This window comes from Cobetia sp. 3AK (assembly GCF_029846335.1).
Taxonomy (GTDB): domain Bacteria; phylum Pseudomonadota; class Gammaproteobacteria; order Pseudomonadales; family Halomonadaceae; genus Cobetia; species Cobetia marina.
The window spans coordinates 582,448-598,187 of sequence record NZ_JARWKR010000001.1 but is presented as its reverse complement, the minus strand read 5'-3'; the positions used below and the strand labels follow the sequence as shown (position 1 = coordinate 598,187).

12 protein-coding genes, 1 rRNA gene and 1 pseudogene are annotated in these 15,740 nt (G+C 62.7%); 9 read left to right on the top strand and 5 right to left on the bottom strand.

Annotated elements, in window-relative coordinates; all coding sequences use genetic code 11:
- The first annotated feature begins 172 nt into the window (after window positions 1–172).
- A 5S ribosomal RNA gene (rrf, locus tag QD228_RS02605) occupies window positions 173–288 on the top strand.
- 195 nt (window positions 289–483) lie between these two features.
- The gene (rlmM, locus tag QD228_RS02600; RefSeq protein ID WP_103751373.1) at window positions 484–1,557 is read left to right on the top strand and encodes a 23S rRNA (cytidine(2498)-2'-O)-methyltransferase RlmM; all 1,074 of its coding nucleotides are present in this window, start codon (window positions 484–486) and stop codon (window positions 1,555–1,557) included.
- 139 nt (window positions 1,558–1,696) lie between these two features.
- On the opposite strand, the gene QD228_RS02595 is transcribed toward rlmM, so the two are convergent.
- Window positions 1,697–1,981: an antibiotic biosynthesis monooxygenase gene (locus tag QD228_RS02595; RefSeq protein ID WP_077371336.1), complete on the bottom strand. Its 285-nt coding sequence runs from the start codon at window positions 1,979–1,981 to the stop codon at window positions 1,697–1,699.
- Between the two features lie 59 nt (window positions 1,982–2,040).
- Here QD228_RS02595 and tusA point away from each other — a divergent pair, with 59 nt between their 5' ends.
- Window positions 2,041–2,286, top strand: coding sequence for a sulfurtransferase TusA (gene tusA / locus QD228_RS02590; RefSeq protein ID WP_077371338.1), 246 nt, complete (start codon window positions 2,041–2,043; stop codon window positions 2,284–2,286).
- A gap of 11 nt (window positions 2,287–2,297) precedes the next feature.
- Here tusA and QD228_RS02585 read toward each other — a convergent pair whose 3' ends face one another.
- Entirely contained in the window at window positions 2,298–3,032 is a 735-nt protein-coding gene (locus QD228_RS02585) for a hypothetical protein (RefSeq protein ID WP_077371340.1), read from the bottom strand.
- 322 nt (window positions 3,033–3,354) lie between these two features.
- Window positions 3,355–4,758 carry an MATE family efflux transporter gene (locus QD228_RS02580; RefSeq protein ID WP_240499759.1) on the bottom strand — a complete coding sequence of 468 codons (1,404 nt, stop codon included), beginning with the start codon at window positions 4,756–4,758 and terminating at the stop codon, window positions 3,355–3,357.
- A gap of 410 nt (window positions 4,759–5,168) precedes the next feature.
- Here QD228_RS02580 and QD228_RS02575 point away from each other — a divergent pair, with 410 nt between their 5' ends.
- The 5 genes and pseudogenes from QD228_RS02575 to QD228_RS02555 form a co-directional block, all read left to right on the top strand.
- On the top strand, window positions 5,169–5,837 hold the full coding sequence (locus QD228_RS02575; protein WP_347882122.1) for an elongation factor P hydroxylase: 669 nt from the start codon (window positions 5,169–5,171) through the stop codon (window positions 5,835–5,837).
- Between the two features lie 240 nt (window positions 5,838–6,077).
- Window positions 6,078–7,124, top strand: coding sequence for a Fe(3+) ABC transporter substrate-binding protein (locus QD228_RS02570; RefSeq protein ID WP_136938380.1), 1,047 nt, complete (start codon window positions 6,078–6,080; stop codon window positions 7,122–7,124).
- Between the two features lie 139 nt (window positions 7,125–7,263).
- Entirely contained in the window at window positions 7,264–9,066 is a 1,803-nt protein-coding gene (locus QD228_RS02565; protein WP_279874305.1) for an iron ABC transporter permease, read from the top strand.
- Between the two features lie 167 nt (window positions 9,067–9,233).
- Window positions 9,234–9,770: an HPP family protein gene (locus tag QD228_RS02560; RefSeq protein WP_169477178.1), complete on the top strand. Its 537-nt coding sequence runs from the start codon at window positions 9,234–9,236 to the stop codon at window positions 9,768–9,770.
- Between the two features lie 228 nt (window positions 9,771–9,998).
- Window positions 9,999–11,156 (top strand): annotated as a pseudogene (locus QD228_RS02555) (DEAD/DEAH box helicase); the annotation flags it as partial.
- Between the two features lie 686 nt (window positions 11,157–11,842).
- Here QD228_RS02555 and QD228_RS02550 read toward each other — a convergent pair.
- Together QD228_RS02550 and QD228_RS02545 are read right to left on the bottom strand one after the other, a co-directional pair.
- Window positions 11,843–12,409 (bottom strand): hypothetical protein, encoded by a 567-nt coding sequence (locus QD228_RS02550; protein ID WP_240499589.1) that lies wholly within the window; start codon window positions 12,407–12,409, stop codon window positions 11,843–11,845.
- A gap of 59 nt (window positions 12,410–12,468) precedes the next feature.
- Window positions 12,469–13,428, bottom strand: a complete 960-nt coding sequence (locus QD228_RS02545; RefSeq protein ID WP_279874304.1) for a TatD family hydrolase — start codon at window positions 13,426–13,428, stop codon at window positions 12,469–12,471.
- 330 nt (window positions 13,429–13,758) lie between these two features.
- Between QD228_RS02545 and QD228_RS02540 the strand changes: the two genes are divergently transcribed.
- Window positions 13,759–15,696 carry an ATP-binding cassette domain-containing protein gene (locus QD228_RS02540; RefSeq protein ID WP_136938377.1) on the top strand — a complete coding sequence of 646 codons (1,938 nt, stop codon included), beginning with the start codon at window positions 13,759–13,761 and terminating at the stop codon, window positions 15,694–15,696.
- Window positions 15,697–15,740: the final 44 nt, after the last annotated feature.

Genomic DNA, 15,740 nt, shown 5'->3' with positions numbered 1-15,740 from the left:
CTAACCAGTACTAATTGCCCGTGAGGCTTGACCATATAACACCCAAGGGGTTTGCTTAGGTAAACGCCGGGATTGCGACAGGATCGACGACATATCGGTCAGCATGATTCATATTGCGAGTCGCGAGGCCACAAGCCTCGAGACTCAGGCACCGCAAGGTGCCACCGTTTCGCCTGACGACCATAGCGAGCGTGAACCACCCGATCCCATGCCGAACTCGGAAGTGAAACCGCTTAGCGCCGATGGTAGTGTGGAGTTTCTCCATGTGAGAGTAGGTCATCGTCAGGCACTTATACTGAACCGCCCCTGCAGCCCAGCTGCAGGGGCGGTTCTCTTTGCGGGTCAAAAACCGGAAAGCCGGTACCCGTCAGCTGGCAGGCCCGGTGGGCCTGAGTAGCGGCTTCCTCGCTGAGTCAGTCATTGTCGCCATGCTTGTCGTGGACAGGAGCGAGGCGGTAGACTCCCCAGCCTTCCGTTATGGAGATGATGATGCAACCTCAAGAACTGTTGCTGTATTGCCGCCCGGGCTTCGAGGCCGACCTGGCCGCAGAAGTCTGTGAAAAGGCCGCTTATCTGGGCGCCCCGGGTTATCCGATTGCGGCACGCGACAGTGGCTTCGTGCGTTATGTGGTGACAGGTGATGAGCCCGCCAATAGCCTGCATCGTGACATGCCGCTTCAGGCGTTGGTCTTCGCTCGCCAGACACTGGTGGCATTGGAGCCATTGGTCGGCATGTCGCGGGAAAATCGAGTCTCGCCAATTCTGCAGCAGGTGGTCGACGCTGGCTGGAGCTTCGAGGAGATCCGCCACGAGATGCCGGACACCAATGATGGCAAGGCACTGTCGGGCCTTGGCAAGGCCGTCGGCCGCCCGTTGGAGTCTGCGCTCAAGAAGCGTGGTGCACTGCGTCGCAAGGCCGGTGGGCGGGCGCTGCACGTATTCTGGACGGATGGTGACGAAGTGCAGCTGGGCATGAGCTTTCCTGGCAACCGCAGCGAATATGCCAACGGCATCCGTCATCTGCGTTCGCCGAGCCGTGCCCCCAGTCGCTCCACACTCAAGCTGGAAGAGGCCTGGCATGAGTTCGTGCCGCGCGACCAGTGGGAGCGTCGCATCGCGGTTGGCATGCAGGCAGCGGATCTTGGGGCAGCGCCGGGTGGCTGGACCTTCCAGCTGGTCGAGAAGGGCATGTTCGTGTTTGCCATCGACAATGGCCCCATGAACAAGGATCTGATGGCGACTGGACAGGTAGAGCATCTCAAGGAAGATGGTTTTACCTGGGAGCCACCGCTGCGACTGGACTGGCTGGTCTGTGACATCGTCGACAAGCCCATCCGCGTGACGGAGATGGTCGAGCGCTGGCTGAAGAAGCGCTGGTGCAACGAGGCGGTCTTCAATCTCAAGCTGCCGATGAAGCAACGCTGGAAGGAAGTCTCCCGCTGTCTCGATTATCTGGCGGCCAGCCTTGAGCGTTCCAATGTCGGTGCCGAGATCCGGTGTCGTCACTTGTACCATGACCGCGAAGAAGTCACCGTGCATGTGCGTATCACGCACTGAGCCACCGGGTTGTCTGGTGCGACCACAAGCCCCCACGGACCGAGCGGTCCGTGGGGGCTTGTCTGTGCGGTGCTGTCAGGTCGATGGACAGAGCCTCGCTGAGGGGTGCTGCGCTCGCGAGGCTTGAATCTCTCGCAGGTCAGGTGTGTTCAAGCAACACGATGCGTTCCGGTTGAGAAAGCATCGGCCCCAGACGCGCCATCATGCGTTCGCGCGCGTGACTGCTCGACCACTCCTGCCAGGCTCTTGCGTCTCGCCATGAAGTGATCAATATTCGGTGGCCGGGACGTCCGCTTTCCACCAGATTCTCGCCCGAGATGAAGCCCTGTGCATGCATGGCTTCACGCACGACCTCGCGTGAGGCCTGTTCGTAATCCTGTTCGAGTCCCGGCATGATATGCCGTTCGATCATTACCTTGATCATGCCCGCCTCCCGTCTTCATACATTCTGCCTTGTGAGTGGCAGGACCTCAGGAGTCATTGATGACCGATACCCCCTTGCCCGTTGCCGATGCAGAGCTGGATACCAGCGGTCTGTATTGCCCCGAACCCATCATGATGCTGCACAACAAGGTGCGTGAGCTCGCGAGCGGAGACCTGCTGCGTGTCGTGGCGACCGATCCGGCGACGACACGTGATGTGCCCAAGTTCTGTGCATTTCTTGGGCACACACTGGAGCGCAGTGACGAAACGCCGGATCACTTCCTTTATGACATTCGCATCAGTTGACGCCAGTCGTCTCAGGCTTCGCGGTCGTGCACTTCCACACTGACCTGATCACTCTCGCCGGTCATCATCAGCGCGAGAGCTTCCAGGGTGGCCGGGTCCTGCTCACGAATCTGGTTGGCGACGGCGCGCTGGAAGAAATAGACCACGTCATGACGACTGCGACCGGGGTAGAGGCAGTCATCTCCAGCCAGCACCGGTGTCTGGGTGACACGTGTTTCATCGACCAGCAGTGCCTCGATGTTGCCATCGCTGTATAGACGCCAGCCGAACACCTGCTTGAGCTGCCACGCAGACTCGCCATTGGTCATGCACAGGGCATGAGTCCCGAGCGTATCCGGTAGCTGCTGCAGCAAGGTGGTCTTCTCCGACACCTCATAGTCGTAATAGGCCGCGGCATGCTCGAGCTCATAGACCTTGTGGTCCGGAGCCAGCATGAAGACCTCGTCGGTTTCCGGGTCTCGGTAGCCGACGAAGTGGCCCTGCTGCGGATCTTCCAGCTCATGGCAGGGCATCAGCCCCTCCATCCATGGCACCAGGCCGACCACCTCACCATCCTCGCGCAGACCCCAGGCCAACACGGGAAGGCTGTAGTAGCTCTCCGGGTCGCTTTCGAGCTGATAGAGCATTTCCAACCCATCGTGTTCCGGCGCAAGCCGGAGAATACGACGTCGTGCACGCATCCTGTCACGCATGACATTCAGGTCGATGACCTTGGCGGAGCGGGGGGAAGAAACTGGTACGCCCATGACGAACCCTCCTCAGCAGCTTGTCGATCGTCCTCGGCGTGTGCGGGTGTGCAAACAGCCGCCGCTTGCAAGATGGCGCACTGCATATGAATGCACTGCCTTGAATAACCATTAGCACAGCCTGAGCCCTGACGGTAACCCCTCCTTGGACGAAATGACCGTCCATGCGCAGATGAAGGATTAAACGCAAACGCCCCGCGACCGGGGAAAAGGCCGGTGGCGGGGCGTCTGAGGCGAGTGCTTGAGCGGGTGGGAAAAGGGATGGAACACTGGCCGCCGTCGGTATCACGAGCTCGCGGCCAGCGTTGGCAGGGGGCTTCGCTCAGCCGGGCAGGCTGCCCTCCTGAATGGCGCGGCGCGCGATGACCCACAGACGCCAGCCAAGCAGCAGAGCCGCCACGGTCAGGCCGGCCACCATGCCAATCCAGTAGCCATAGACACCCATGCTCTCGACAGCCCAAGGCCAGACGGGGAACTGCTCACTGCCCACCCCCAGCAGATGTCCGCCACCAAGACCGATGATCCAGTAGGCGAACATGGTGATCAACATGATGATGCGAGTGTCCTTGAAGCCGCGCAGAGCCCCCGCCATGGCAACCTGCAAAGAGTCGGAGACCTGATAGAGCATCGCCAGCGTGATCAGGGAAAGCGCCAGCGCCTGCACCTTGAGGTTGCTGGTGTAGAGCGCCACGGCAGGCTCTGCCAGTACCCAGATCACCAGGTCATTGATCAGAGCGACCACCAGTGAGAAGGCCACGCCATTCCACGCCACGAAGCGCGCCTCGTTCATGTCACCACGGCCGATGGTATGCCCCACTCGTACGGTGAGTGCCATGGCCAGTGACAGAGGGAGCATGAACAGCAATGAGGTGAAGTTGAGTGCGACCTGGTGGGCTGCCACCTTGATCTCACCGAAGCTTGCCACGAACAGCGCGATGACGGTGAACAGCGTGACCTCGAAGAAGATGGCGATGCCGATCGGCAGACCGACCTTGAGCAGTTCCGAGATCTTCTTGAGCTGAGGCGCGCTGGGTTGGCACCAGAGGGCGACTGCCTGGTAGGCGCTGCTGCGACGGGTGTAGAGAAACATGCTCAGACACATGATCCACATGGCAAGCCCTGTCGCGATACCGCAGCCTGCAGCGCCCATGGCCGGGATATCGCCCAGCAGTCCCGGCAACGTGATCCCCAGCAAGTCATCCACGCCTGCAGAGCCATAGATCAGCAGGTAGTTGAGCGGAATGTTCGACAACAGGCCGATCAAGCTGATGATCAGCGCCGGACGAGTATGATTCATGCCATCGGAATACGCGCGTAGCACTTGATAGAAGGCGGCGCCCGGCATGCCCCAGGCAATGGCCATCAGATAAAGCGTGGCCTGTTCTGCCACCGCGCCGGGCACCTCCATCAGCGTGAAGATTGGCGCCGCCAGGAACCACAGTGCCAATCCTGACAGACTGCCGAGCACCAATGAGATCCACAGTGACTGGTGAACGTTGTCACGTACCTCACCGCTGCGGTTACCCCCCATCAGCTGTGCCACGACGGGTGTCAGCCCCATCAAGGTGCCAGCCATCAACAGCAGCAGAGGCACCCAGAGGCTGGACCCCACCGAGACGGCTGCCAGGTCCGTCGCGCTGGAGCGACCGGTCATCAGGACATCCACGGCGCTCATGCCTGCCTGAGCCAGCTGAGCACCGCAGATTGGCAGTGCCAGCGTGACCAGGCGTGAGGTCTCGGCGCGTACCCGGCTGGCGAATGGCGCCTGAGAAGAGGCTGCAGGCGTGGAGGCGGATGAATGGGAGGGTTCGGCGGGGGGCACGGCAGGCTCCTGCTGGTAATCGAGAATCATTCTTGCTTGGCGCGCCATCCTAGCAGATAAGGCCTGCCTGCGGGGCGCAAGAGAGTGAATTATCAGCGCTTGGTACTCACCTGTCAGGTGGAATGACGTGATACGAACGAGCCACGTACAATGCTCGACATCGTCATGCAGTACCGTCCCTATCTCCGGGTACTGATATCGCTGCTGATTCACACGATCGTCGAGACTTGCCTGTGTTGCTTTCTTCAGAACTTTCCCGCGTGCCTCGCACCCTGTCATCACGTCATGAGGCGTGCAGCGCAGACGGCGATGCCATGTCTGATCATGCCCTGGCGGGGGGGCAGGTCCTGACGGATCAAGAGTCGATGGACCCTGAGCTGACGGCGTTGACTTCCCTCTTCGATGGACTGTTTGCCACGTCTTACAACACCTTGTTGCGGCGCGCCCCCCACGAACCTCTCTATCTGCCCGCCGGCATGACGACGGATGAGGTGCAGGATGGGGTCGCCAGCGGCGACTTTCCAGGCGATGAGCTCGGCTTTCATCGTCTCTATCTGGCGCGCGGCTTCTTATCCAGCGCTCTGCACGAAGTCAGTCACTGGTGCATCGCGGGCCCTGAGCGACGCCTCAAGGAGGATTACGGTTACTGGTATGCACCGGACGGACGTGATGCACACCAGCAGAAGGCCTTTGAAAGTGTCGAGGTAGCCCCGCAGGCGCTGGAGCAATTGTTCCACCGTGCAGTCGCCAAGCCGTTTCATGTCAGCGTCGATAATCTGGAGCTTGAGGTGGATCGCGATGCCTTCGCACAGCGTGTCGACGAGCGGGCCGCTGAATACGAAAGGTGCGGCCTGCCAGCACGCGCCAATGCCTTCCGACATGCGCTGCACGCTGTCTGGCAGCGCAAGCTTTCACACACGCAAGCCATCCAGGAGGCGATGACGCTATTGCCTGCCGTCGGGGAGGATGGCCGCGTGGCCTGATGCGCCCGCCATGCCGGCGCAGGACATTGTCTGTTCCGCGCGCCTCGAGATATCCCGCCGTGGAATCGCCGGGTTTTCAGGCATGAACTGCTAGCACGGATTGCGAAAACTGCAAGTCAGCGTTGCACGAGCGTTGCGATCGGAAACCCTTTGTGATTAGAATGATTCGCATTGCTACGATCATTCTGCTTCCCCTGCACCAGCAGGCCAGAAGCGGGGACCTTCGAACAGGGGTATTCGATGACAGCTTCCACCACGATTTCTGCATCCTCCGTCCGCAAGCTGCTGCTGGGCGCACTGGCTGGCGTTACCGCCGCCACGGCGCTGCCGGCTCAAGCCCAGGAAGAGGTCAACGTCTATTCCTATCGTCAGGCCTATCTGATCGAGCCGTTCCTCAAGGAGTTCACCGAGGAGACCGGCGTCAAGGTCAATGTGGTCTTCGCCAAGCAGGGCCTGGCCGAGCGTCTCAAGCGGGAAGGGCGCAACACTCCGGCTGACGTTCTGCTGACCGTGGATGTGGGACGTCTGCAGGAGCTGGTCGACGAGGAGCTGGTCAAGAGCGTCAATGACGAGGTCATCGAGGCCAATCTGCCCGAGCAGTACCACGGCCCCGACAATCAGTGGTTCGGCATCACCACGCGCGCACGGGTGCTCTACACCAGTGTCGAGCGTCTCGAGGCCGGTCAGGTGGCAAGCTATGACGACCTGGCGGATCCGAGCCTGAAGGGGCGCGTCTGCTCACGCGCCGGTGATCACCCCTACAACGTCGCGCTGATCGCCTCACGCATCGCGCACAACGGTGAAGAGGCCACGCGTGAGTGGCTGGAAGGCTTCAAGGCCAATCTGGCGCGCAAGCCTCAGGGTGGCGATCGTGATCAGATCAAGGCGATCCGCGACAACGTCTGTGATGTGGCCATCGGCAACAGCTATTACTACGGCAAGATGCTCGACAATGACGAGCAGCGCCCGTGGGCCGAGAAGGCACGTATCGAGTTCCCGGATCAGAACGGCGTCGGCACGCACATGAACATCTCCGGCATGGCGATGACCAAGTACGCGCCGCACGAAGAGAATGCCCTCAAGCTGATGCGCTTCCTCACCGAGAAGACCGCCCAGCACATGTATGCCGAGGTCAACTTCGAGTATCCGGCCAACCCGGAAGCCGAGAGCTCCGAGCTGCTGACCTCATGGGGCGAGTTCAAGCAGGATGACCTGCCGCTGACCGAAGTCGCCAAGCTTCGCAAGCGCGCCGCGCAGATGGTCAATGAAGTCGGCTTCAACCAGTAAGGGCACTCGCCGGAGCCAGAAGCTACCGAGCGAGCTGTCATGAACGAAGAGGGGCTGTCGCGATGCGACAGCCCCTCTTCGTTTGCGCAAAGCATGTAAAATAGACGCAATTGCAGTTGCGGGATAACGAGGACGTCAGATGACCCAGGGCAAGCGGCTGTTGGCTGAGCAAGGTGCGAGCTTTGAAGGAGAGGCGGTGGCCGCCATGAGCGGCACCGGGCGACCGCCGGCCGCCCAGGAAATGGCGCACTACGATGCAGCGGCCATCCGGCGTCGTCAGCGGCGTCTCGGAACCCACATGGGCTGGTTCGTCAGCGCCTGGGGCGTGGCCGCACTGGTGGTCATGCCGGTGCTGGCCGTCGTCTGGCTGGCTGTCTTCGGTGACGATGGCAGTGATCAGGCCGGGGAGGGCATCTGGCAGCATCTCGTCTCCACCGTGCTTCCCGATTACGTCATGACCAGTCTGGCGCTGGTGGCGGGAGTGGCGGTCCTCAGTGGCAGCATGGGGGTCGTCTCGGCCTGGTTGACCACCATGTATCAGTTTCCGCTGCGACGCACCTTCGAGTGGTCGCTGCTGTTGCCGTTCGCGATTCCCGCCAACGTCATCGCCTATATCTATACCGACGTCTTTGAGTATGCCGGCCCCTTCCAGGGCGCGCTGCGTGCCCTGTTTGGCTGGGATTCGCCCCAGGATTACTACTTCCCGGAGATCCGCAGCCTGGGGGGCGCCATCCTGATGCTGTCCCTGGTGCTGTTTCCCTATGTCTTCATGCTGGCACGCTCGGCATTTCTCGATCAGTCGCCCTCACTGCGCGATGCCAGCAGAACGCTGGGCTGCAACGGGTGGCAAAGCTTCTGGCGCGTGGCACTGCCCAGCGCCCGACCGGCGATTGCCGTCGGCCTTGCACTGGCGATGATGGAGGCGCTCAACGACTTCGGAACTGTGGACTACTTCGCGGTACGCTCGCTGACCGCCGGCATCTTCAATGTCTGGCTCAACATGGGCAGCCTGCGCGGTGCGGCGCAGATCGCGCTGTGCCTGATGATCTTCGTGGTCACGCTGATCTGGCTCGAGCGGCATGCTCGGCGTCGTCAGCGCCAGTTCGGCAAGGGCGATCGCTACCGTCGCTATCAACGTCCGACCCTGACGGGATGGCGGGCATCAGTGGCGTCACTGGCCTGTTTCCTGCCGCTGTTCTTCGGTTTCCTGCTGCCGGTGGGCTTGCTCACGCGGCACGCCATCCTGTATTTCGAGGAATCCTGGACACCGGACTTCGCAGGCTATGCCGTGAACAGCCTGATACTGGCGGTGAGCGCTGCGGTACTGACCCTGATCATCGGGGTGCTGCTGGCCTATGCCAAGCGGCTGGATCGCACCGCCAGCGTACAGCAGGCACTCAAGCTTTCGAGTCTGGGCTACGCCATGCCGGGTGCCGTGCTGGGGTTGGGCGTTCTGGTACCGCTATCCGGCTTCGACAATGCACTGGACAGCTTCCTGCGGGCCAATTTCGGCATCTCCAGCGGATTGCTGCTGACGGGAACGATGGGCGCGATCATCATCGCCTATGTGGTGCGCTTCTTGGCGATTGCCGCGGGCTCCATCGAGTCGAGCCTCGACAAGGTCACGCCCTCGATGGACATGGCGGCACGCTCGCTGGGCGAGAACACCTTCTCGACCCTGCGTCGTGTGCATCTGCCGCTGATTCGTCCGGGGCTTCTGACCGCGGCGCTGGTGGTGTTCGTGGATGCCATGAAGGAGCTGCCGGCCACCTTGCTGCTGCGCCCCTTCAACTTCGATACGCTCGCCACTCACGTCTATCAGTACGCCTCCGATGAAATGCTCGAGCAGGCGGCGCTGCCGGCACTGGTGATCGTGCTGGTCGGCATCCTGCCGGTGATCGTGATCTCGCGCACCATCGTCGCCTCACGCAGCGAAGCGTGAACGAGCAAGAGCAAGAGTAAGAGAGACGAGAGCCGGCGTGCGTGACGGGAGTGACCGGTGCCGAGCGGGCATCAGCTTATTGCCATACGGTAGTTGTCCCTGCCCTTGAGATCGCCTAGGGTGCAGCGCTTGATGACGCAAGGACACTCCCGGAGACGACTCGCACGATGATCAAGCCTTATCTGACCAAGATGCGCGGAGGCCCGCTCAAGCGTGGCAAGCCGCATGTTGCCGATGCCCTGTGGTCCTGGCTGGGGGCCTTTCTCGGCATGGCGTTGATCGGCTGGATGTCATCACATTATCTGGCGGTCAGCACCTTGCTGCTGGTCGGCTCCTTCGGGGCGACCTCGGTACTGCTCTACGGTGCGCCGCATAGTCCGCTGGCGCAGCCGCGCAACGTACTGGGCGGCAACCTGTTGTCGGCGCTGGTCGGCGTGGCCTGCTATCACTGGCTGGGCGACGGCTGGCTGGCAGCCGCCATGGCAGTCTCGGTGGCACTGCTGGTGATGCAGCTGACGCATACCCTGCACCCGCCGGGCGGTGCCACGGCCTTGATCGCGGTGATCGGCGGTGAGCCCCTGCATGCGCTCGGCTACTGGTATGCCTTGCTTCCCGTCGGTCTGGGGTGCCTGGCCATGCTGGTGCTGGCGGTATTGATCAACAACCTGGCGCGTCATCGTCGCTATCCGCTGCACTGGCATTGAGTCATCAGGTGCCACCACCGGGCGCGTGCTTCTGCAGTCGCCGGCGGAAGGTGATAGACTGGGTCATCGCCTGACGCGAGCGACTGGCAGCAGTCCGCCGAGGTCCCCCAGACCAACGCCTTCTTCACTGTGCCTGATACGCCTCGCTCTCTCTCCCGGCACGTGCCCGGCCAGGCGCCATTCCTTAATGATCGACCAGCACGTGGCCGGTCAGCCGAAGAGATATTGATGACTGAGACTACTGCCAACTCCATCCCGGCTTTTGCCGCCCTGGGGCTGTCCGCTCCTGTTCTGAAAGCGATTGCCGAGATGGGCTATTCCACGCCGTCCCCGGTGCAGGCGGGTGCGATTCCTGCCGTGCTGGAAGGTCGTGACGTGATGGCTGCCGCGCGCACCGGTACCGGCAAGACTGCCGGTTTCGCCTTGCCGCTGGTCGAGCGCCTCTCAAACGGCGCCCCTGCAGGCGCCCGCAAGATCAAGGCCCTGATCGTCACGCCGACGCGTGAACTGGCCGCGCAGATCGACGAGAACGTCACTGCCTACTCCCGTCACCTGAAGCTGCGCAATGCCGTGGTGTTCGGTGGCGTGAAGATCAATCCGCAGATCAGCCGCCTGTCTTCCGGCGTCGAGATCCTGACCGCCACACCGGGTCGCCTGCTGGACCTGCACTCCCAGAAGGCCATCGATTTCTCGGATCTCGAGACGCTGGTGCTGGACGAAGCGGACCGCATGCTGGACATGGGCTTCATCCACGACATCCGCCGCCTGCTCAAGCTGCTGCCGACCAAGCGGCAGACGCTGCTGTTCTCCGCGACCTTCTCGGACGAGATTCGCGGCATGGCCAACAAGCTGCTCAATGATCCGGTCGCCGTGGAAGCCAGCCCGCGCAACACCACGGCCGAGAAGGTCGAGCAGCATATCCATACCGTGGAGAAGAGCCACAAGCCTTCGCTGCTCAAGCATCTGATCCTCAAGGAAAACTGGCATCAGGTGCTGGTCTTCACGCGTACCAAGCATGGGGCCAACCGTCTGGCGACCAAGCTCGAGAAGTCCGGCATCAGCGCCGCGGCGATTCATGGCAACAAGAGCCAGAATGCCCGTACCAAGGCATTGGCCGGTTTCAAGAACGGCGAAGTGCGCGTGCTGGTTGCCACCGATATCGCGGCACGTGGCCTGGATATCGAGCAGCTGCCGCAGGTCGTGAACTACGAACTGCCCAATGTCCCGGAAGACTACGTTCACCGGATCGGACGTACCGGTCGCGCCGGTGCCAGCGGGCGTGCCATCTCGCTGGTTTCCAGCGATGAGCGCAAGGAGCTCGGCGGTATCGAACGTCTGCTCAAGGGCAAGCTCAAGCGTGTCGAAGTGGAAGGTTTCGTGCCGGAAGTCGACGTCGAGCCGGAACGTGAGCCGCGTCAGCCGCGTGGCGGCCAGCGCTCTGGCGGCCAGCGCTCTGGCGGCCAGCGCACTGGCGGCAAGCCTGCCAGTGAAGGTCGTGGCAATGGCGGCCAGCGCACTGGCGGCGCTCGTTCGGATGGTCAGCGCACTGGTGGCAAGCCTGCCGGTGAAGGCCGTGGCAATGGCGGTCAGCGCACTGGCGGCGCTCGTTCGGATGGTCAGCGCACTGGTGGCGCTCGTTCGGGCGGTCAGCGCACTGGCGGCGCTCGTTCGGATGGTCAGCGCACTGGTGGCAAGCCTGCCGGTGAGGGCCGTGGCAATGGCGGTCAGCGCTCTGACGGCCAGCGCACTGGCGGCCAGCGCCCGCAAGGTGGCGGTGCCAATCACGACGACGACAATCGCGGCAATCGTGCTCCCGCACCGCGTGAGGTGGATGGCAACCGCGTCGCGCCGCGCCCGGAAGTGAACGGCAATCGCGCGCCGGAGGCACCGTCCAGTGAAGAGCGTCCGCGTCGTCGTTCGCGTGGTGGCCGCAATCGCTCCAGCGGTGGCAATGGCGGTGGTGGCCGCTCCAACGGCTGAGCCTTGCGGGACAGACTGAAGTCGTGAACCAGAACGCCCCGACAACTACCGGTTGTCGGGGCGTTCTGCGTTTCAGAGATGGCGGAAGGAAATCAGACGTCTTCTTCCCAGTCGATCTCATAGTCCGGGCCTGTGCCCTGGATGTCTTCATCGCCACGCACACCGTCACCGCGCAGGCGGGTGTGGATGGCCAGCATCACCATCACCTCGTTGTCCGGTCGGAAGGGCTGCAGCCCCTGCTCGAACAGCATGTTGTTGCGTTCGCGTGCCCAGTCGCCGGGGGATAGTTCCGGATAGAGGCCCTCGGCAGGAGCAAACTCGATGAAGGGATCCATGTTGTAGGCATCGAACAGACGCGCTAGCGCCTGTTCGTCATCCATGACGCCGGTGGTATAGAGCGTGGTCTGGTAGTAGTCCTGCTCCAGCTCCTTGAGCACGTCGAGAGGGCTGACGCCGAAGCTTCTCAGGTCATCCAGGCTGTAGTCGCCCAGTTCCAGCATTTCCCCATCCAGCCATTCATCGTCAGGCTGAATCAGGACATGCTTCATCTGCCCATCGGGCAGGGCCCAGGCGATGGCCAGGGGCAGGCTTGAGTCCTCGCCTGTCTCGACGGCGATGAAGGCGGGGAAGTCGCCTGTTTCAGGTTCGTATTCGTGCATTGTCGTGTCCAGAGCAGGGAAGCGTGCAAAGAAGGGCGTGCAAGGGAAGGCGTGCCGTGTCAGGCCGCGGGCAGGCGGAAGAAGCGGGTGGCAGTCGCCGTGGTGGCCTGCGCCAGCGCTTCCATCTCCATGCCGCGCAGGGCAGCGACCTCGGCCAGAATCCAGACCAGCAGCGAGGGTTCGTGGCGGCGTCCCTTGAGCTTGGCGGGCAGATTGCGTGGCACCAGATAGGGGCAGTCGGTTTCCAGCATCAGGCGTTCCAGCGGAATCTCGCGACACAGGCTGCGCAGGTGCTCGCCGCGGCGTTCATCGCACAGCCAGCCGGTCAGCCCGATATGCAGGTCGAGATCCAGATAGCCATACAGTGTCTCACGCTCGCCGGTGAAGCAGTGCACGACCGCGTGGCTGATGTCGTCCCGCCAATGCTTGAGCATCTCGAGCATCTGTCGGCCGGCGTCACGTTCATGCAGAAACAGTGGCAATCCTATCTCGGCGGCAAGGGTCAGCTGGGCCTCGAAGGCGCGAGCCTGCTCGGCGGGCGTGGAAAAGTTGCGATTGAAATCCAGGCCGCATTCGCCCACCGCGACCACTTCCGGCTGGGCCAGCAGCTCCCGGATACCGCGCTCGACCCCATCGTTCCACTGGCTGGCATCATGCGGATGCACACCGGCGGTGGCAGAAAGGCCACGATAGCGCGCCGCCAGCGCCTGAGCCTCACGCGAACCGTCCAGGCTGGTGCCGGTCAGGATCTGCTGGCTGACGCCCGCCGCGCGAGCTCGCAGCAAGGTGCCCTCGATGTCCTGAGCATAGCTTTCATGGGTCAGGTTGACGCCGATGTCGATCAGCGGCGTCGGGCTTGCGAAGCGCAGCGCCGGCGCCAGCCGTGTCAGGGCCGTCTGGCGCTCGCTATCATCGAGGGACAGGTCGGCGCACAGGTCGGCAAGCGAGGTCTCGCTCAGTTGCTCCGGGTCATAGCAGGGCAGCGCTGAGGGATCAGCATGGGGAGGAAGCGCGGACATCGAACACCCTTGAGTCACGGGGGAGGGAGAAGGAACACGGCAGTGAAAGGCGTACCAGGTCGTCTGCTGGCCTGGCACTCGAGAGTCCGGCACCGGGCGATCGGCTCGTTGGCAATGCCAGGCGCACGACGTGCTTTCAAGTGGTCGGCCATTCTACCCAAGCCGCCGATGTCTTTCAGCCCTTGCGGTGTCTTCCATCGCCTGTACGCTGCGCCTCGGGTAGAATGGCGTCATTCTCCGGCGCGCGTCGCTGGCGGCGGCCTGTCCGCCTGACTCCCACTTCCTCCGCGGCCTTCCCGGCCCCGGACCCGTCACGAGTTGCTGCTGCACATGGCATTGTTACGACTGGAAAATCTACAGCTGGCCTATGGCCATCACGTTCTGCTCAATGGGGCGGATCTTGTCGTCGAGCGCGGCGAGCGCCTGGCGCTCGTCGGCCGCAATGGTACCGGCAAGTCGACCCTGCTCAAGCTGATCACCGGCGAGTTCCAGGCCGATGCCGGTGAGCTGTGGAAGGCGCCGGGCCTCAAGATCGGTGTGCTCTCCCAGGATCTGCCGGCGGCGGAAGGTCGCACGATCTTCGATATCGTTGCCGAAGGCCTGCCGCAGGCAGGTGCGCTGCTGGCGGAATACCATCACCTGATCAGTGATCCGGAACCGGACCTCAAGCGTCTCGAGCACGTGCAGGTCGCGCTGGAAAGCGTCGATGGCTGGCAGTTCCAGCAGCGTATCGATACCGTGCTGACCCGCCTGGGCCTGCCGGAAGACACCATGATGGAAGATCTCTCCGGTGGCTGGCGTCGGCGTGTCGCGCTGGCGCGTGCGCTGGTATCCGACCCGGACCTGCTGCTGCTCGATGAGCCGACCAACCATCTGGATCTCGATACCATCGCCTGGCTGGAAGAGCAGGTCGCGGCCTTCTCCGGCGCCGTGCTGTTCATCACCCACGACAGGGCCTTCCTCAAGCGCCTGGCGACCCAGATTCTGGAGCTTGACCGTGGCCGCCTCGGCCGTTATCCGGGCGATTACGCGGCCTATCAGGCCCAGAAGCAGCACGAGATGGATGTCGAGGCCAAGGAAAACGCCGAATTCGACAAGAAACTGGCCCAGGAAGAGACCTGGATCCGCCAGGGCATCAAGGCGCGCCGCACCCGTAACGAAGGTCGCGTGCGTGCGCTGGAGAAGATGCGTGATGAGCGTGGACAGCGTCGTGAGGTGCAGGGCCGTGCGCGTATCGCCGTCGATTCTGCCGAGCGCAGCGGCAAGCGCGTCGTGGAGCTGGAAAATGTCAGCTATCGCTACGACGAGGCGCAGGACAAGTGGGTCATCCGTGACCTGAGCGTCGAGATCCAGCGCGGCGACAAGGTCGGCCTGCTGGGGCGCAACGGCGCGGGCAAGACGACGCTGCTGCATATCCTGCTGGGTCAGCTCGAGGCCAGTGAAGGCAAGCGCATCGAAGGCACCAAGCTGCAGATCGCCTACTTCGATCAGCTGCGCAAGGGCCTGGACATGGAAGCCACCGTCTACGACAACGTGGCGCGCGGCAGCGACCGTGTCACGGTCGGCGGGCGTGACATGCACGTGATGAGCTACCTGCAGAACTTCCTGTTCACGCCGGACCGCGCGCGTCAGCCGGTGCGTTCGCTGTCAGGGGGCGAGTCCAATCGCCTGCTGCTGGCGCGTCTGTTCACCATGCCGGCCAACGTGCTGGTGCTGGATGAGCCGACCAACGACCTGGATGTCGAGACGCTGGAGCTGCTCGAGGAACTGTTGCTCGACTTCGACGGTACCGTGCTGCTGGTCTCCCACGACCGTGCCTTCATGGACAACGTGGTCACCAATATCCTGGCCTTTGAGGGCGACGGGATCGTCAAGCCGTATGTCGGGGGCTACAGCGATTGGATACGTCAGGGCGGGCATCTGCCGCCGGCACCGTGGGAAGTCGAGCGTGAGCGCGAGGAAAAGCACCGTCGTGAGGCGCAGGCCGAGGATGAGCGTCGCAAGCGTGAGGCCGCCCAGGCGCAGCAGGCCCCCAAGAAGGTCAAGCTGCCCTACAAGTTCCAGCGCGAGCTGGATCTGATTCCGGCGACCATCGAGACGCTGGAAGCGGAGATCGCGACGCTGGAAGCCGAGATCGCGGCGCCGGAGTTCTACACGGGGGATGCCAAGGCCGTGAAGACGACGCTCGAGAAGCTCAGCCACAAGCAGCAGGTGCTGGAAGAGACGATGGAGCGCTGGATGGAGCTTGAGGCCATGCAGGAAGGCTGAGTCTCTTCTCTCGTCTCCCCGGGTGCGGAATGACACGAGGGCAG